The sequence below is a fragment of the Hyphomonas sp. genome (assembly GCF_041689225.1).
In the GTDB taxonomy this organism is placed as follows: domain Bacteria; phylum Pseudomonadota; class Alphaproteobacteria; order Caulobacterales; family Hyphomonadaceae; genus Hyphomonas.
Genome location: NZ_JBDNGN010000163.1, coordinates 48,131 through 65,604, shown reverse-complemented (window position 1 = coordinate 65,604; position 17,474 = coordinate 48,131). Strand labels below are relative to the sequence as shown.

Here is a 17,474-nt window from a genome sequence, read left to right as displayed (position 1 = left end):
AACACTATGATAGCCGGATACATCATCGCGATCCTTCTATTGCTCGGCATGTCGGCATTCTTTTCAGGATCGGAGACAGCGCTGACGGCCGCGTCACGCGCCCGCATGCATCAGCTTGAAAAAGAGGGTGACAAGCGCGCGGCTGCCGTGAATCGCCTGATCTCCGACCGGGAACGGCTGATCGGGTCGATCCTGCTCGGCAATAACCTGGTCAATATTCTGGCATCGGTGCTGGCGACGTCGCTGTTCACGCTCCTGTTCGGGCAGGGCGGCCTGGCGCTGGTCATGGCGACCGGGGTCATGACCGTTCTGGTCCTGGTGTTCTCCGAAGTGTTGCCGAAGACGTATGCGATTACGCGGACCGATTCGATGGCGATGGCCGTTGCGCGGCCGATTGGCCTGCTCGTCATTTCCGCTTCGTGGATCGTCAAGCTGATCCAGATGATTGTCATGGCCACGTTGAAACTGATGGGACTCGCGACACCTGCCGACGCCCTGTCAGCCGCAGAAGAAATTCGCGGTGCGATCGACCTGCATGCGTCTGAAGGCACTGTCGATGCGGCAGACCGGTTGCGCCTTGTCGGCGCGCTCGACCTGAAGGACCTGACGGTCGAGGACGTGATGATCCACCGGCGCAATATCCAGATGTTGAACGCCGACCTGGAACCACGCCAGATCGTGATGAAGGCGCTGGCCAGCCCGCATACGCGCCTGCCTCTTTATCGTGGCGAGAAGGAAGAGATTGTCGGCATCCTGCACGCCAAGGACCTATTGCGTGCGGCGCTGCCGCTAGGCGGCGACCTGGCGTCGCTCGACCTGGAAGGCATCCTGCGCAAGCCGTGGTTCGTGCCGGAGACAACACCGGTTCAGGACCAGCTGGAGCTGTTCCTGGCCAAGCGCGGCCATTTCGCGCTCGTCGTGGACGAGTATGGTGAGCTGCAGGGCCTGATCACGCTGGAAGACATTCTGGAAGAAATCGTCGGTTCGATCCATGACGAGCATGACGTGGCCGTTCAGGGCGTGCGCCCGCAGGCCGATGGAACGGTCAATGTCGATGGCTGGGTGCCGGTGCGTGACCTTAACCGGGCCACCGGATGGCACCTGCCGGACGATGAGGCCGTCACGGTCGCGGGTCTGGTCATTCACGAAGCGCAGACTATCCCCGAACCCGGACAGAGTTTCGTATTCCACGGCTATCGGTTCAATATCCTGCGGCGCCAGCGCAACCAGGTGACCGGCCTGAATATTTCAGAAATTGAAACCGCCTGAGTTCAGTTCGCCGGAGGCATGGACCGCTTCGATGCGCGGTTCATTGCAGCCATTGACGTTCAGCCAGAGCCTTTCGCGTTCCGAGACGATGTTCGCTGAATCTGGATCCGGATTGCTCAAGGCGATCACCGCATAGGTTGTGCGGAACGTTGAAAGATCATGCGAGACCGGCACGAAGACAATTTCGCTGTCGCCGGCGCATACGGTTTGCTGGATATTTTTCAGTAGCGGCATGTCGAACTCGCCACGTGCGTTCTCTGCTGAGGCCATTCCGCTGGCGAAAAGGCAAGCGGCGCCCAGTATCACTCTTTTCAGTACCATCACCCGTTCTCCTCGACGGTTCGAAGACGAAACGATTGATTCGAAATCCGGTTCCCCGATGGATTAAATACGGTCAATCATGGCATTTTCGCCTGTAGAGAGAGTGCGTGGAGTCCTGAATCGAATTCTTTTTGCAGTGCGAGCATGACGGTGCGCTGAATCTGCACGCGCGAGAGGCCGGCGAAGGCATTTGACGTAATCTCTATATTATAATGGGTTTCCCCGCCCGGTGCAGCCCCCGCATGACCCGCATGGCGGGCGCTATCATCGGTGATCTTGAGGTGTTCGGGCTCAAAAGCCGCAGTTAAAAGATCACGAATTCGCGAAGTTCTGTCACTTGGTTGTGGCATGTTTACGATCATCTCCATATTATGCCCAACTATGTCAGATTCAGACCCCTTCAGCTACCGCGTCAAGTTTACCGATATTCGGATAAAGCCTCCTGCCGAGGAGACGTCGAAGGCACGTGCGCGCAAGACGCGTGTGTGCGAGCACCCGGAATGTGAGCTCGAGGGTGCCTTCCCGGCGCCCAAGCGCGGCGGCAAGGGCAAGCTACATTTTTGCCAGGCCCACATCACCGAATACAATCGTGCCTTCAATTTCTTCGAGGGTATGTCGCAGGCCGAGGCCGCCTCGTTCACGCGCTCGGAACGCTACGGGCACAAACGGACCTGGAAATTCGGGACCGGTCCGATGGCCGGCAAGAAGGCGGCAACAAGCCATGATCCGCGCAACTGGGCGGGCCGCGGCTTTTTTAATGTCGATGATGCGGGCAATGCCGAGGGCGGCGCAAAGGCGCGCCGGTCGGCGCTGCAGGTCCGCGCGTTGAACGAGCTCGACCTCGAGGCGACATCCACGCCAGCCGAGATCCGCGCACGGTATGCCGAATATGTCCGTCGCTTCCACCCCGATTCCAACAAGGGTGACCGGTCGTCTGAGCACAAGCTGCAACGGGTGATCCGGGCCGGCAAGCTGCTCAAGGCGGGCGGGTTGATGAAGGACTAGGCCGGAGCGTGCACGATCTCTTGGTCATTGGCGGCGGCATTAACGGGGCCGGCATTGCGCGCGATGCGGCTGGCCGGGGCCTGAAAGTTCTCCTCTGCGAGAAGGATGACCTGGCCGCCCACACGAGTTCAGCGAGCACGAAGCTGATCCATGGCGGCCTGCGCTATCTCGAAATGTATGACTTCGCGCTGGTGCGCAAAGCGCTGATCGAGCGGGAAATCCTGCTGCGTGCGGCGCCGCACATTATCTGGCCGATGCGGTTCGTGCTGCCTTATGACAAGGACTTACGGCCGGCTTGGCTGATCCGGCTGGGACTGTTCCTGTATGACCATATGGGCGGGCGCAAGATGCTGCCGCCGACCCGTACGCTGCGGCGGAACAAGACCGACCGGCTGGATCCATTGCGCGAGGAATTCCGGCTGGCGTTTGAATATTCCGACTGCTGGGTCGAGGATTCGCGGCTGGTCGTGCTGAACGCTGTCGATGCGCAGGAGCGCGGGGCGGAAGTCCTGACGCAGGCCGCCTGCGTCGGCTTGGCGCGCCATGCCGATCATTGGGAGGCGACCCTGCGGGGACCTGATGGCGAGAAGACCGTGATGGCCCGCGCCGTGGTCAATGCGGCCGGCGGTTGGGTCGACGAGATTCTCGGACTGGCCGAGCCGGGTACGCGCCAGAAAAACCTGCGCCTCGTGAAGGGCAGCCACATAATCGTGCCGCGATGGCATGAAGGCGACTATGCCTATTTCTTCCAGAATGGCGACGGGCGGATCATGTTCGCGATTCCCTATGAGCGGGGCGAATTCACGCTGATCGGGACGACGGATGTGCCCTACGAGGCCGACAAGGACAAGGTCGAAATCAGCCAGGAAGAGATCGACTATCTTTGCGCCGGGGCCAGCGAATATTACAAACGGTCGATTACGCCGGCGGATGTTGTGGCGACCTATTCCGGTGTGCGCCCGCTCTATGACGACCATGCAGCGAACGCATCGAAAGTGACCCGTGACTATGTGCTGAGCTGCGACCGGACGGGCGGCGCGCCTGTCTTGTCGGTCTTCGGCGGCAAGATCACCACGTATCGCGAACTCGCCGAGCATGCGCTCAAGGAGCTCGGGCCGGACTTTCCGGGCATGACGAAGCCGTGGACCAAATCGGCGAGCCTGCCGGGCGGCGATATCCCGGGCGCTGATTTCGAGGACTTCCTGCGCGGACTGTCACTGCGCCATCCCTGGATGGAGCAGCGCCTCCTGCGGCGGCTGGCGCGCGCCTATGGCACGCGTGTCGACGCGCTTCTCGGCACGGCCAAAAGCACGGTGGAGCTTGGCCGCGACTTTGGGGGCGGCCTGCATGAAGCCGAAGTCACCTACCTAATGCGGCATGAATTCGCGCATACGGCAGAAGACATTCTGTGGCGCCGCAGTAAGTTGCGCCTGCACCTGACGGAATCAGAGCAGGCGAACCTTGCGACCTGGCTGGAGCGCCAGGTGTCAGCCTGAGGCGGCGCGCGGGCCGAGCTGGCGCGCGCCGAAGATGAGCAGGCCGACAAGCACGAGTTCGATAATCACGGGTTGCGCGATCCCGGCCGGGGCGCCGTCAATGATGACGCCGATGAAGCGTCCGGATACGGCCAGACCGAAAACCAGCGCCGATCCGTAGAGCCAATGGGCCTTGCCGCGGAAAAGCGCGAGCGCGCAGGCGATGAAGTTGACGAGGAAAAAGGCCGCCAGATCTGCCCGCAGTGAATTCGTGCCGAGGGCGTCGATACTGGTCAGGCCGAGAATCGCGCCGGCCTTCATCGGGTCCGCCCAGAACAGAAGGCCCATGGCCAGCGAAAATAGTCCGGCAAGCGCAACGCCCACCCGTGCAATCCAGATCATCTTGTCCTCCCAGCGCAGGCTCTTGATTTCGGCCCGCTTCGCGGAACATAGAGTATGCATTCAGGCCCAAAGTACAGGCCGCGTGCGTCCCCGTCCCAATTCAATGTATTGACAGTATCGCTGCCAATAAAATATGTCTAGCGAAAAGAGAGGCCCTGCCGTGGATGTTCTAAGAACGCCGGAGACCCGTTTCGCGCAATTGAAAGACTATGCGTTCGCCGCGCATTATCATGTCGTCAAGGCGCAGGACGGAACCGAATTGCGCATGCACTTTGTCGATGAGGGGCCGCGCGACGGCGAGATCATCCTCTGTCTGCACGGCCAGCCCAGCTGGAGCTATCTTTACCGCAAGATGATTCCGATCCTGACAGGTGCGGGGTACCGGGTCGTCGCGCCGGACTTGGTCGGCTTCGGCAAGTCCGACAAACCGGCATCGGTCGATGACTACACTTATGCCGGCCATGTCGACTGGATGAACCAGTTCCTTGCCGGTCTCGACCTGACCGGCATGACCCTGATGTGCCAGGACTGGGGCGGATTGCTCGGCCTGCGTGCCGTCGGCGACCAGCCGGACCGATTCAAGCGCCTCGTGATCGCAAATACGGGCCTGCCCAATACGACGACGCTGACAGACGATATCTCGAACATGATGGGGAAGATGTATCCGATGGTCCCGGTTCCGACCGCTGCGATGGTTCAGGAACAGTTTTCCGGCGGCACGCCCGGCGCCTTTATCTATTGGATAAAGTATTGCGCCGAGGCGCCGGACTTTTCGGTGCGCGACGTATTCGGGCTCCTGTCCAATATTTCCGATGACGCGGTACTGGACGGATATGAGGCGCCGTTCCCGGATGAGAATTATGTGGCGGGTGCCCGGAAATTTCCGTCCTGCGTTCCGCTGTTGCCGCAACACAAGGCCGACCGGATTGCCGGCGACGCCGCGTGGGCCGTGCTGGAAGCGCGCAATTTTCCCGTGTTGACAGCCTTCAGCGATGGCGACCCGGTGACGAAAGGCGGCGAGCAGGCCTTTATCAAACGCCTTGGGAATGTGAAGAATGTCACGATCAAGGGCGCCGGCCACTTCCTTCAGGAAGATCAGCCAGAAGCGCTCTCCAAGGAAATTATCGCTTTCATCCAGGAAACATGAGGACGCCGTGACCATGACTGCACCGCTGGAACTGATGGGCGCGCCTGGCTCTCCGTATACCCGCAAGATGGTAGCACTGCTGCGCTATCGCCGCATTCTCTACCAGGTGAGCTGGTCGGCGGGACGGCCGCCGAAGCCGGGCTATCCGGTGCCGAAAGTGCCGCTGTTGCCGACTTTCTACTATCCTGACGAGGAAGGCGGCATGATGGCGGTGACGGATTCGACGCCGATCACCCGGCGGCTTGAGTCCGAATATGCGGGCCGCTCGGTGCTTCCGTCCGATCCCGTCCTGTCCTTCCTGAATGACCTGATCGAGGATTATGCCGACGAATGGCTGACCAAGGCGATGTTCCATTTTCGATGGGCGCATCAGGCCGATTATGACAATGCCGGACCGCTGCTGATCTATTGGTCGCAGAACACGCTGGATGCCGAGAACGCTGGCAAGGTTTCGGACGCGATTTCCAAACGGCAGTTCGACCGGCTCTATGTCGTCGGGTCGAATGATGTCACGGCGAAGACGATTGAATCCTCTTATGCCCGCCTGATCGGGATTCTTGATGAGCTGTTGCAGAAGAAAGGTTTCGTACTGGGCGGGCGCCCATCTTCAGCAGATTTTGCGATCTTTGGCCAACTCACCCAGCTTGCGATCGTCGAGCCAACATCGGCGGCGATCACCGTAGCGCGCTCGCCGCGCGTCAGGGCCTGGGTCGACCTCATGGAAGACCTGTCCGGCCTTGATCCGCAGGAAGACGGCTGGTTCGGAGCAGATGAGGCCCGCGAGGCACTGGCACCGCTCCTGACGGAGATCGGCCGCGTCTATGCGCCTTTCCTGATCGCCAATGCCGGGGCCATCATGGTGGGCGAGAAAAGTTTCGAGACAGAGATTGACGGTCGCGCCTGGACACAGCCCAGCTTTCCCTATCAGGCCAAGTGCCTGAAATGGTTGCGCGAGGGATATGAAGCCCTGTCCGGAAATGAACGGGGCTCCGTCGGCGCCCTTTTATCCGGAACGGGTTGCGAAACACTTTTTGACTAAGGCCGGGGAGCCTGCACCGATGTGGAAGAAACTCGCTATAGGCCTGGTGATCGTGCTGTTGGGCGCCGGTGTGATCGGCTTCCTGAACCGCAAGGCCGTGATCCTCTATGTGGCGACCCATAGCGGCCGGACCGATGTGGCACCGAATGTGCCGATTGAGTGGGACAAGGGCCCCGATGTGGCAGCGCTGGCTGCTGCTGACCGTCCGCCGAACATTGTCTTCATCCTGGTCGATGACCTTGGCGTCAACGACCTCAGCACGTTCGGTGGCGGTGTTGCGGGAGGACGTGTGCCGACGCCGAATATCGACAGGCTGGCGGCCGATGGCGCGCTGTTCACGCAGGCCTATGCCGGCAATGGTACCTGCGCGCCGTCGCGTGCGATGCTGATGACGGGGCGTTATCCCACGCGGACCGGGTTCGCGTTCACGCCGACGCCGCCGGGCATGGGCAAGGTCGTGTCGATGTTTGCCAATGACATGGATCGCGGGGCGCTTCCGCCTGTCGATTACAATCGCGACGCGGCGGATGATGCGTTGCCGTTCGCGGAGATGGGCCTGCCGGGATCGGAAGTGACGATTGCCGAAGTGCTCAAGGCGCAAGGCTATCACACGGTGCATATCGGCAAATGGCACCTGGGCCGCAGCGCCGAATCGAATCCGAACGCGCAGGGGTTTGATGAAAGCCTGTTGATGGCCAGCGGCCTGTTCCTGCCCGAGGATGATCCGGATGTCGTGAATGCCAAGCTCGATTTCGACCCGATCGACACATTCCTCTGGGCGCGGATGCAGTTCGCCGCTGCGTTCAATTCGGGCGCCTGGTTCGCGCCGGGTGGTTACCTGACAGATTACTGGACGGATGAAAGCCTGAAAGTGATCGAGGCGAACCGGAACCGGCCGTTCTTCCTGTATCTGGCGCATTGGGGCGTTCACACGCCGCTGCAGGCGACGAAGGAAGACTATGAGGCGGTGGGCGACATCGAACCGCATCGCCTGCGCGTCTATGCAGCGATGTTGCGGGCGCTGGACCGAAGCGTTGGCGAAATCACGGCGAAGCTGGAAGACGAGGGTCTTGCCGACAACACGATCATTGTCTTTTCCAGCGACAATGGCGGCGCGGGCTATATCGGCTTGCCGGAGATCAACCAGCCCTATCGCGGATGGAAGATCACTCTGTTCGAGGGCGGTATCCGTGTGCCGATGTTCGTCAAATGGCCCGCGAAGATTACGCCCGGAACCCGGATCAATACACCGGTTGCGCATATCGACGTGATGCCGACGCTCGCCTCGGCCGCAGGGGCGACGCTGCCAGAAGGGGTCGAGATTGACGGGCGCGATATGTTGCCGGTCGCAATGGGGAGCGGGACGATTTCGCATCCGAACGATGCCCTGTTCTGGCAGAGCGGCTACTACCATGTCGTGCGGGCCGGTGACTGGAAGCTGCACGTGGACGGACGACAGAAAAAGAACTGGTTGTTCGATCTTGCGAATGATCCCACCGAGCAGGTGAATCTTGCTGAGACGCGAACCGGGAAAGTGGCGGAATTGCAGGCATTGCTTGATGCGCACCTGGCGGATTCTGTGGCACCGCTTTACCCGTATACGATCGAGTCTCCGGTCGCGATCGACAAGACGGCGGCCGACAAGGTGGGGCCGGACGATGAATATGTCTGGTGGCCGAACTGAGAGGACGCCGATGAGGGGTCACTTCGCCTCCGGCAGGTCCTTTGCGATTCGGAAGCCAATGTGGACTGACGAAAAATCGCTGTCCTGTGGCTGGCGCGCGGCAGGTCGGTAACGGCGGCAGAAATTGTCGGCGCACAGGTATGAGCCGCCTTTGACGGTGTGCGTGCCGGGACCGTAGGGCGTATCAGTCCATTCCCAGACATTGCCAATCATGTCGTAGAGGCCGACCCGGCTGGCGGGAAAACAGCCGACCGGCGCCGCGCCTTCAAAACCGTCGGCCATTGTGTTTGCGACCGGAAAAATGCCCTGCCATGTATTGGAGACCGGCGCGCCATCGGCATCATAGGCTCCGGAGGAGGGCACGTCTGGGCTCGCGAGGCCCAGCGTGGCCGCATATTCCCATTCGGTCTCTGTCGGAAGCCTTCCGCCGGCCCAGGCGGCATAAGCCGCAGCGTCACGCTCCGAGACGTGGATGACGGGATAGGCGCCCATGGCGACGATTGACGAGCCGGGGCCGGTTGGCGCTGTCCAGGTCGCACCTGGCACGAGGCGCCACGGATCAAGCTTCACGGTCCCTGTTCCCGGGAGATCGAAGACGGCCGAGCCGGCGCCGGGGCCGCCAACACTGGCGCCCTGTTCCGCGTCGGTCGTGTACCCCGTGTCCTGAACGAAGGCGGCGAACTGGTGGTTGGTGACCTCATGGGCCTGGAGGCTGAAGGCGTCCACGTGAAGGGAGAGTCGGGGCGTTTCTTCCGGATAGTGCGGCTTGTTGCCTTTCATGAAGCTGCCGTCCGGAAGCGATACGAATCGTCCGATATCGGCTTGGAGCAGTCCGCAGGATGCTTCTGCCGGCGGCAGCGGAACGGGTTTGCTGCAGGCCGATCCCAAGATGAGGAGTACGACTGCGACGTAACGATTCATGTGGCGATCAATTGATCGACCATGAACTGCATGACCGCTTCAGCCTCCTGAGCGGACAGGCCCTGATCCTGACGCAGGCGACGCCAGGCCTGGAATCCGGTCACAACATCCAGCGCCGCGACAAGCTGCTTGTCGGATGCGCGATCCGTCGGCAGCACGGCCTTCAGGCTCTCACGCTCGAGAATGAGGTTGCGGCGATATTCGTCCATCAGGAAACGCGACTGGAATCGCCTGAGATTGGCCGAAACCCTGACCGGGAAAATCCGTTCATAGACGTCGGCCCGGCGACGGACCATTTCGCCAAGCCGCTCTTTCCAGTCCGTGGCAGTATAGGGTGCGAGCACGATCGGCATGATCTCGGCCTGTATCTGCTCGGCCATTTCGCCGAACAGGCTGTCCATATCTTCAAACAGGCGAAACACGGTGCGTTGGCCGACAGCGGCGCGTTCGGCAACACGGGCGGCGCTGGGGTTCATGTCGCCTTCGCGGATCAGGGCGAACAGGGCTTCGACGATCTGTGTCCGGCTGCGCTCGCTACGCTGACGCCGTCCGTCAGAGCAATCATCATTGGCCGACGGACCGGGAAAGGGCGTGATTTTCAATCCGGTCATTTGAACCCATCATGGCGATTGATCGCGTTGCTGTCCGCCGGGAGGCTGAACACCATGCCGTCTTCCGACACAGTGATCTTGCCGTCAAACGCCTTCTTGGCGTCGCGCACATAATAGTCGTTGAGTAGGTGCGACGGCAGCGGCGGGATCGTGTGATAGAATACGAGTTGCCGCGCGCCCGCTTCGGTCGCCGCCCGCGCCGCGTCGACGGGCGGTGCGTGGTAGGTGAGGATATCGTCGAGAATTTTCGCGAGGTGATCCGCGCCCTTGGCGGCGGCGGCATCGTGCATGGCGCCGACCATTTCCGGGTCCAGGGCTTCATGGAAGAGAACGTCCACGCCTTGGGAAATGGCAACGAGGTTTGGATCATAGATCGTGTCCCCGCTGATCACGACCGAGCGGCCCTTGTAGTCGACGCGGTAACCAAATGCCGGTTCGACGGGCGCATGGCTGACCGAGAACGCTGTGATCTTTAGCCCGTTTTCATCGAGGACGACGGCGCGTGAGCCGGGACCGGCGGGCAGCGTGATGGTTTCACCGAGGCCGCCGCGTCCTGCCGGATTGGCAATGCCGGCGCCATGATGCGCGGTTCGGAATGTTCCGTCGATCCGGTAGGCCGCGTTAAAGCCGCTGACGACTTCATCGACACCGCGGGGACCAGAAACAGGGAGGGGTTCGGCCCGTTGGCCGTTTACCCAGACCTGCATCAGCAATTCACCGAGGCCATCCATGTGATCGGAATGCAAATGGGTGAGGTAGACGCGTTCGGTGCGGCCAAGCGGGAAGCGCATGCGGGTCAGGTTGCGCGTCCCTCCGGAACCGGCATCGAAAACGAACACACGATCGCCCGCAATCACGCCGAGGCAGGGGCCCGCGCGCAATGGGTCAGGCAGAGGTGTGCCGGCGCCGCAAATGAAGACGTGCAGTCCGTCCGGCAACTCGGTGCTGGCGTCGCGGCCGACATTGGCCTCGATCGCTTTTTTGAATGCGATCTCGGCAATTTGCGTTTTGAAAAGCTGAAATCCGAGCACGGCCAAAACGACCAGACAGATGGCGCCGACAAGGCTGCGTACGAACCATTTCATGGTTGGTCTCCTTTTGCGCCCATGAGCATTGCGAGGAAGGGCGAGTCCTTGCCGCCATTCGGCGCGACGGTTTCAATGTTCAACTGGCCTTTAAGCCCCGCTGCGCGGTGTACGGAGATGTCTTGCCATTCGCGCGACATCGACATTTTCACCATGGCGGCGCGATTGGGATACATCGCAATGGCGACTTCGTCCCAGAGTTCCTCGACCTGTCCGAGCGCAAGAAAGGTCACGTCGCCCGCGAAGATGCCGCGTCCGCCGAACAGGGGCAAAACGTCAGTGACGGCCCGGCCATAGATCATGTAGGCTTCTCGCCCCGAGAGATCGGTTTCGCGCCCGTCTTCATACTCCGCCTTGTCCTTGAACTTCAACAAGTTGACCATGAAGACCGGTCCGTCAGGACCTTTCTCAAGCATGGCCTGCATGCGTGACGGATCCGCCGGAAAGACCTCATTGATGACCTGCATTGTGTTTTCCCTATTCCCTTTCGTCAGCTCTGCGGCTGTTTGAGTGCGTCCTCGATGAACCAGAGCCTGTCCTGGCCCCAGGTTGCTGTGTCGCCGACCCGGAAACTGGGGACGCCCCAGATTCCGAGATCCATCATTTCGGTACGGTTGGCTTCAGCTTCGGCACGCCAGTCATCATTGCCGATGACGTTACGCGCGGCCTGCCAGTCGAGGCCCGCTGCCTCCACGATCTGTTTCATGCCACGGTCGGAGCCGGCATCGACACCGCCCGACCAGACGCCTTCAAAAAAGGTCTGGCAGAATTCGAAGCCACGCGCCTGTTCACGAGCCCAGGGCAGGAGCGAGTAGCCGCGCTCGACCGGGCGGCCGACAGGATCGGCGATCCGTCCGAATGGGATGCCGAGGCGGCGCGCCTCGCGGGCAGTGTCGAGCGTTATATAGCGGCTTTTCATGCGCGGTACCGGCAGGCCGCGCATGACCATTGGCAGCACGAAGCGCAGCTTCAGGTCGGCGCCATAGGCATCCGCCAGGGCCTTTGCCCGCTGGGCTGCGATGTACGTGTAGGGACTGCGGAAGGAGAGATAGTAGTGCAACGCCTTGCCGGGCGCCGAGGCCGGCGCGCTGCGGGGCGATGGCACCGGCGGTGGGGCAAAGAGGGGCGTGTCGCCGGGGGCGGTACGGGCGCCGAGTTCGGTCAGGCGGGATTCCAGATAATGGAGACGGTCTATGCCCCAGTACCATTCGCCGCCATAGTGGAAAGTAGCGCCCAGGTAATGGCCGAGTTCTGCCCGGCGCGCGTCGCCTGTGGCAGTTATCTCGTCGGCTGACATTGTTGACGATCCGCCCATCGCATCCTGGTCGCCCGACCAAAGCTGACGGCCAATCACAGGGGCCCGGGCGGAAAATGCATTCTCCGAAACGGCGCTGGCAAGCGAATGCAGCGCAGCGATTCGTGCCGCCATGTCTGGCTGTGTGCCGGGATCATGAAAATCGAGGCCTGCCTTTTTCGCGAGGGCGTCAGCGTCGGAGCGGGCGTAGGCTTCGAGTCGCTCGCGTTCTGGTGCGGCCCAGTCGGGCGGTGGCCCAACCAGATGGACCTTGAGTGCGATGTCGTACCGCTCGGAAAATGCTCCCAGAACTTGGGCCGTAAGGTGGGAATAGGGGTCGTCGGCCTGATGGAAGTATTCGACGACATGCCGTGAGTTGGCCGCCACACGTTGCCGTTCGCCCTTTGCGCGCCGCGCCTGCATCTGCGGCGCGCCCGTGATGCGTTCGGCGATGCGGGAAACCAGCGCTGTTTTCAGAGACATGGATGGGCCTCGCCCGGCAGAGGCGGCTTAATTTTCAGGCTCACGCGTCTGACCTTCCATATCCGACACTAAACACATTATGGCATATACTCTGCCATAATTTATTTGTCGCGGCAACGGGCGCTTGATTTGCTTCGTCGTCCGGACCTGAACCGTGCGCTCTACGCCAACTGGGCGTTGTTCGAAGGCGATCCCCATCGAGCCGGTGTCAGTTCTTGCCGCATGGACATGAGCGAGGCTGTATGGTCAAAGGAGACAACGTTAATTCCGGCGCTGCCGGCAGATGAGAAGCGTGACATGACCAAGGGTTTGGTGACGATATTCGGCGGTTCGGGCTTTATTGGGCGCTATGCAGCGCGCACGCTCGTTGAAAAGGGCTACCGGGTTCGGGTGGCCTGCCGGCACGTGAATACAGCAGCTGATGTTCGCCTAGCCGGGGCACCGGGCTGGGTCGATATCGTTCAGGCCAATATTCGCAACCGGGAGTCGATCGAACGCGCACTGGACGGCGCTGTCGCTGTCGTCAACCTGGTCGGAATCCTGTTCGAGAGTGGCAAGCAGAATTTCGACTCAACACAGCGCGAAGGCGCAGCCCTTCTGGCTGAGGTTGCGGCCGAAAAGGGCATCAGGACATTCGTTCAGGTGTCAGCTATCGGCGCGGATGCCGAGTCCAAGTCGGACTATGGCCGCACCAAGGCTCAAGCTGAAGCGGCTGTTCGCGCTGCGGTGCCGACGGCGACGATCCTGCGTCCGTCCGTTGTGTTCGGACCAGAGGACGGGTTCCTCAACAAGTTTGCCCAGATGGCGCGCTTTGCGCCGGCCCTGCCCGCCATCGGCGGTGGCAAGACGCGGGTGCAGCCCATCTATGCGGGCGATGTGGCAGAGGCGATTGCCCTTGCGGTCGACCTCGAAGGCGCAGCGGGCAAGACATATGAGCTCGGCGGCCCGCGCGCCTACACGTTCAATGAGATTTACGATTTCATCCTGCAGCAGGTGGACCGTCGCCGGTTCAAGATTTCGCTTCCCTTCTTCCTCGCGCGTCCGATCGGCTATATCGCCGCGGCTGTCTGGCGGTACATTCCGCCGTTTTCGTGGGGCATGCTGGGCGGGCCGCCGATTACGGGCGACCAGGTCGTGATGCTCAAGTCAGACAATGTCGTGGCCGATGGCGCCCTGACGGTAAAGGACCTTGGGCTGACCAAGCTGGAGACAATCGAGTCGATTGCGCCGACCTATCTCTGGCGGTTCCGGCCCTATGGCGAGTTCAACAAGACGGCTGATTCCTGAGCGGTGCAGCGCACCTGAACCCAGTCTGAATGAAAATGCCCGCAAATTGCCCGATAGGCGCCTTGTTGGGGGCCCTGATTGATGTCCGAGATATTGGTCTCCGCAGGCGTTAGGGACGCACGATGCGAGAGGGCAGCACGCGGCAGGAGGCTACACCCCTTGCGACGCGTGTTGCTTTGTTCGGCATAAAAAGAGCCGCCCTTCCGCAGTAAACGAAAGAGCGGCCCTGCTCCGTATTACCGATGCGATCAGGTCAGAGCGCCTGGTCTGTTTTCTTCAGCCTGGCGATTTCCGCGTTCACTGAAACCTGAAGTTTGCCGATCAGCGCGGCGGTTTGCGGCGTCAGATCTGCCTTGGCAACCTTGGCAAGTTCGTCGCGAATATACTCCTCGCCGCGCAGCACTTCCTCGATGGCCACTTCGGTATCGTCATCGACAGCCCTACGCAGCGCAGTGAAGGTTCGGTGGCCTGTGCCCAGTGCCTCGCCCATGGTTGCGGGTCGTCCGCCAAGCGCAATCACGCGGTCCTGAATCACTTCGCGCTCGCCATTGCGATAGTCGTAAAGCTCCAGCAGCGTTTCCTTGAGTCCATTGTTCTCATCCGGAATCTCGGCGGCTTGCTTTTACAGGGCTGCCGCGTCGATATAGATCGACGTCAGCTTGTTGAGCGCTGACGCTTCCGTCTTCAAATAGTCTGCAGTGGCCGTGCCTTGCGATGCCACAGCTTTTTCAGACTGGTTCAGGCCTGCATTGGCTCAGGCGCCAAGGGCCAAGGGAGCAGCGATCGCCGTGAGGGCGTAAATGTGGAGTCTCATAGGTATTTCCTTTCCAGACGTGTTGGGCACAGGACCAGCTCATTGAGGCAGGAAAGGTTGCGCTTTGGCGACGCGCACGTGGCGGGACAGTCTATAGAAGTCCGATCATGGGCGTGGTGAGGATCAGTGCGATGCCGAGCACAAAACGGTACAACACAAAGGGCAGGAAACTCATGCGTTGCAGGATCGCCATGAGGGCTGCGATGGACGCGAGACCGGTGATGAAGGCGACGGCGGCGACGATCATCCCATCCTGAAATGTCACAACCCCGTCTGTCGTCGCATCCATCAGGCCGAGCGCGCCGTAGAGACCGGCGGCGGCCAGGATGGGTGCGCCGATGAGCATCGAAAAGCGCGCAGCTTCGGCGCGTTCGTAGCCGAGTGCGCGTGCGGCGGTCATGGTGATCCCGGACCGGCTGGTGCCGGGGATGATCGCGGCAATCGCCTGTGTCGCGCCAATCAGGAAAGCGTGCCCAAGCGTCATGTCGGCCTCCTTGCGCTCACGGCCGCCACGGACGTCCGCCCACCAGAGCAGTGCGCCGAAGGCGATGGTGGCACCGGCCACGGTGTACACGCTGCGCAAGGCATCCTGCATGCCCTGCGGCAGGAGACTTTCGTAAAGGGCAGCGACAACGAGTGCGATCGGCGTGGCCACGAGAATGCACAATGCCAGGCGTGCGCCGGGCGAGAGTGGTTTCTTCGTGACGGGTGCGGCGACCAGTTCGAATCCGCCCAGAACTGCGCTCGCGACATCCTTGCGGAAATACAGCAGCATGGCAGCCAGTGTGCCGAGATTGGACACCGCATTGATCAGCAACTCATCCCGCCCGACCAGTCCGAAATAGTCGGACGCCAGAAGGACATGGGCCGACGACGAAATGGGCAGCCATTCGGTAAAGCCCTGCAGTGTGGCTATGATGATCAGTTGGAGCAGGGACATCGGGGCCTCTTCAAGTTTTGCCGCAGCTCGGCCGCCGCTGAAGACATCTCACCTAGCCGAGTTTGGGCGCGTGGGCACCTCGCTCTATAAATATCGAAATGATCTACAATGACGTCGGCGTGACGATTTCGGCAGAATAAAACACGTGATTTCTCTAATGTACGTATCAATACGATATACTCGAGGGGATTCCCGCTTGTCGCGAGGGCCACCGCCATTGTAGATACTACGTCAATTGAGTGGAGGTCTGAATGGCTGACAAGATGCTGCAGTTTACCCATGTGGAACGGTCCATGCCGGCCAAGCGAGCGCCGGAGGCGCGTGCGCACGACTTCAACGAAATCTATTCCGAGTTCAGCCTCAAGGCGGCCGGTGCTCAGGCGGCGCGCTGCTCGCAATGCGGCGTGCCTTTCTGCCAGCAAGGTTGCCCGCTATCGAACAATATTCCGGACTGGCTGCAACTCGCGGCTGAAGGCCGGCTTGAAGAGGCCTGGCAGGTCTCGACCGCAACCAACAACATGCCCGAAATCTGCGGGCGTATTTGTCCGCAGGACCGGCTGTGCGAAGGCATCTGCACGATCGAGCAATCGGGGCACGGCACAGTGACGATTGGCTCGGTCGAAAAGTTCATCACCGACACAGCTTGGGAAGAGGGCTGGGTGAAGCCGATCTCTCCGCCGCGCGAGCGCGCCCAGTCTGCCGGCATCATCGGCGCTGGTCCTGGCGGCCTGGCTGCTGCCGAGCAGCTGCGCCGCAAGGGCTACCAGGTGACTGTCTATGACGCCTATGACCGAGGTGGCGGGTTGCTGGTCTACGGTATTCCCGGCTTCAAACTGGAAAAGCCGATTGTCGCGCGTCGGATCAAGCATCTCGAAGACAGCGGTGTGACGTTCAAGTTCAATACGCGGATTGGTCCGGACATTTCGCTCCAAGATGTGCGCAAGGCGCATGACACGGTCCTCATCGCCACTGGCGTGTATCAGGCCAAGGATCTGAAATGTCCGGGCGCCGGTTCAACTGGCGTGCTCGGGGCGCTCGACTTCCTGACGGCTTCCAATCGCAAGAGTTTTGGCGATGCCGTGCCCGAATTTGACGACGGCACGCTGAATGCCGAGGGCAAACGCGTGGTTGTCATCGGTGGCGGCGACACGGCGATGGATTGTGTGCGAACGGCCGTGCGTCAGGGCGCCAAGTCCGTGACCTGCCTCTACCGCCGTGATCGCGCAAACATGCCGGGCAGCCAGCGCGAAGTGGCTAATGCCGAAGAAGAAGGCGTCGTGTTCGAATGGCTGGCGTTGCCGGAAGCCATCCTGGACACCAAGGCCGGCAAGGCCAAGGCCGTCCGCGCTGCCAAAATGAAACTCGGTGAGCCAGATGCCTCCGGGCGCCGAAGCCCGGTCAAGACCGGTGACACGATGGACGTGAAAACCGACATGGTGATCAAGGCGCTCGGGTTCGATCCTGAAGACCTGCCGGAACTGTTCGGCGAACCCGCCCTCACGGTGAATCGGTGGGGTGCGGTCCGTGTCGACTACGCGACCATGGAAACGAGCCTGTCGGGCGTCTATGCCGCTGGCGACATCGTGCGAGGCGCGTCGCTCGTTGTGTGGGCGATCAAGGATGGCCGGGATGCAGCCGAGGCAATGCACCGGGCAATGAAGTCGGCTGAAAAGGCCTCGAAAGTGGCGGCGGAGTAA

Annotated in this window: 18 protein-coding genes; 8 read left to right on the top strand and 10 right to left on the bottom strand. The window is 61.1% G+C overall.

Annotated features, from left to right (window positions below):
* The first annotated feature begins 6 nt into the window (after positions 1-6).
* Positions 7-1,269 carry an HlyC/CorC family transporter gene (locus ACESNB_RS16335; RefSeq protein WP_373009243.1) on the top strand — a complete coding sequence of 421 codons (1,263 nt, stop codon included), beginning with the start codon at positions 7-9 and terminating at the stop codon, positions 1,267-1,269.
* Here ACESNB_RS16335 and ACESNB_RS16330 read toward each other — a convergent pair.
* Both ACESNB_RS16330 and ACESNB_RS16325 read right to left on the bottom strand, forming a co-directional pair.
* Positions 1,249-1,590, bottom strand: coding sequence for a hypothetical protein (locus ACESNB_RS16330; protein ID WP_373009241.1), 342 nt, complete (start codon positions 1,588-1,590; stop codon positions 1,249-1,251). The genes ACESNB_RS16335 and ACESNB_RS16330 overlap by 21 nt on opposite strands.
* A 77-nt stretch (positions 1,591-1,667) precedes the next feature.
* A complete protein-coding gene (locus tag ACESNB_RS16325; protein ID WP_373009239.1) occupies positions 1,668-1,958 on the bottom strand; it encodes a BolA family protein in 291 nt (96 codons plus the stop codon).
* Between the two features lie 13 nt (positions 1,959-1,971).
* Between ACESNB_RS16325 and ACESNB_RS16320 the strand changes: the two genes are divergently transcribed.
* Together ACESNB_RS16320 and ACESNB_RS16315 are read left to right on the top strand one after the other, a co-directional pair.
* The gene (locus ACESNB_RS16320) at positions 1,972-2,595 is read left to right on the top strand and encodes a DnaJ domain-containing protein (protein WP_373009237.1); all 624 of its coding nucleotides are present in this window, start codon (positions 1,972-1,974) and stop codon (positions 2,593-2,595) included.
* A gap of 8 nt (positions 2,596-2,603) precedes the next feature.
* A complete protein-coding gene (locus ACESNB_RS16315) occupies positions 2,604-4,091 on the top strand; it encodes a glycerol-3-phosphate dehydrogenase (RefSeq protein WP_373009235.1) in 1,488 nt (495 codons plus the stop codon).
* On the opposite strand, the gene ACESNB_RS16310 is transcribed toward ACESNB_RS16315, so the two are convergent.
* The gene (locus tag ACESNB_RS16310) at positions 4,083-4,472 is read right to left on the bottom strand and encodes a DUF4345 family protein (RefSeq protein WP_373009233.1); all 390 of its coding nucleotides are present in this window, start codon (positions 4,470-4,472) and stop codon (positions 4,083-4,085) included. The two genes, ACESNB_RS16315 and ACESNB_RS16310, sit on opposite strands and share 9 nt — an antisense overlap.
* 160 nt (positions 4,473-4,632) lie before the next feature.
* Between ACESNB_RS16310 and ACESNB_RS16305 the strand changes: the two genes are divergently transcribed.
* From ACESNB_RS16305 to ACESNB_RS16295, 3 genes are read left to right on the top strand one after another with little or no spacing between them, the layout of a single operon-like run.
* A complete protein-coding gene (locus ACESNB_RS16305) occupies positions 4,633-5,619 on the top strand; it encodes a haloalkane dehalogenase (RefSeq protein ID WP_373009231.1) in 987 nt (328 codons plus the stop codon).
* A 13-nt stretch (positions 5,620-5,632) separates the two neighbouring features.
* Positions 5,633-6,658: a glutathione S-transferase family protein gene (locus ACESNB_RS16300; RefSeq protein WP_373009229.1), complete on the top strand. Its 1,026-nt coding sequence runs from the start codon at positions 5,633-5,635 to the stop codon at positions 6,656-6,658.
* A 19-nt stretch (positions 6,659-6,677) separates the two neighbouring features.
* Positions 6,678-8,342 carry a sulfatase gene (locus tag ACESNB_RS16295; RefSeq protein ID WP_373009226.1) on the top strand — a complete coding sequence of 555 codons (1,665 nt, stop codon included), beginning with the start codon at positions 6,678-6,680 and terminating at the stop codon, positions 8,340-8,342.
* Positions 8,343-8,360: 18 nt separating this feature from the next.
* On the opposite strand, the gene ACESNB_RS16290 is transcribed toward ACESNB_RS16295, so the two are convergent.
* Genes ACESNB_RS16290 through ACESNB_RS16270 form a run of 5 tightly spaced genes read right to left on the bottom strand, consistent with a single transcriptional unit; the run spans position 8,361 to position 12,736 of the window.
* Positions 8,361-9,263 (bottom strand): SUMF1/EgtB/PvdO family nonheme iron enzyme, encoded by a 903-nt coding sequence (locus tag ACESNB_RS16290; RefSeq protein ID WP_373009224.1) that lies wholly within the window; start codon positions 9,261-9,263, stop codon positions 8,361-8,363.
* A complete protein-coding gene (locus ACESNB_RS16285) occupies positions 9,260-9,874 on the bottom strand; it encodes a TetR/AcrR family transcriptional regulator (protein WP_373009221.1) in 615 nt (204 codons plus the stop codon). Before ACESNB_RS16285 ends, ACESNB_RS16290 begins: the two co-directional genes overlap by 4 nt.
* On the bottom strand, positions 9,871-10,959 hold the full coding sequence (locus tag ACESNB_RS16280; protein ID WP_373009219.1) for an MBL fold metallo-hydrolase: 1,089 nt from the start codon (positions 10,957-10,959) through the stop codon (positions 9,871-9,873). The genes ACESNB_RS16285 and ACESNB_RS16280 overlap by 4 nt, the downstream gene beginning before the upstream one ends.
* The gene (locus tag ACESNB_RS16275) at positions 10,956-11,426 is read right to left on the bottom strand and encodes a DUF1330 domain-containing protein (RefSeq protein ID WP_373009217.1); all 471 of its coding nucleotides are present in this window, start codon (positions 11,424-11,426) and stop codon (positions 10,956-10,958) included. Before ACESNB_RS16275 ends, ACESNB_RS16280 begins: the two co-directional genes overlap by 4 nt.
* Before the next feature lie 23 nt (positions 11,427-11,449).
* Positions 11,450-12,736 (bottom strand): DsbA family protein, encoded by a 1,287-nt coding sequence (locus ACESNB_RS16270; RefSeq protein ID WP_373009215.1) that lies wholly within the window; start codon positions 12,734-12,736, stop codon positions 11,450-11,452.
* Positions 12,737-13,033: 297 nt separating this feature from the next.
* On the opposite strand from ACESNB_RS16270, the gene ACESNB_RS16265 reads away from it, so the two are divergent.
* Positions 13,034-14,023, top strand: coding sequence for a complex I NDUFA9 subunit family protein (locus ACESNB_RS16265; protein ID WP_373009213.1), 990 nt, complete (start codon positions 13,034-13,036; stop codon positions 14,021-14,023).
* 253 nt (positions 14,024-14,276) lie between these two features.
* On the opposite strand, the gene ACESNB_RS16260 is transcribed toward ACESNB_RS16265, so the two are convergent.
* A complete protein-coding gene (locus ACESNB_RS16260; protein ID WP_373009286.1) occupies positions 14,277-14,630 on the bottom strand; it encodes a DUF2383 domain-containing protein in 354 nt (117 codons plus the stop codon).
* Positions 14,631-14,928: 298 nt separating this feature from the next.
* Entirely contained in the window at positions 14,929-15,777 is an 849-nt protein-coding gene (locus ACESNB_RS16255) for an undecaprenyl-diphosphate phosphatase (protein ID WP_373009211.1), read from the bottom strand.
* Between the two features lie 251 nt (positions 15,778-16,028).
* On the opposite strand from ACESNB_RS16255, the gene ACESNB_RS16250 reads away from it, so the two are divergent.
* The gene (locus tag ACESNB_RS16250) at positions 16,029-17,474 is read left to right on the top strand and encodes an NAD(P)-dependent oxidoreductase (RefSeq protein WP_373009209.1); all 1,446 of its coding nucleotides are present in this window, start codon (positions 16,029-16,031) and stop codon (positions 17,472-17,474) included.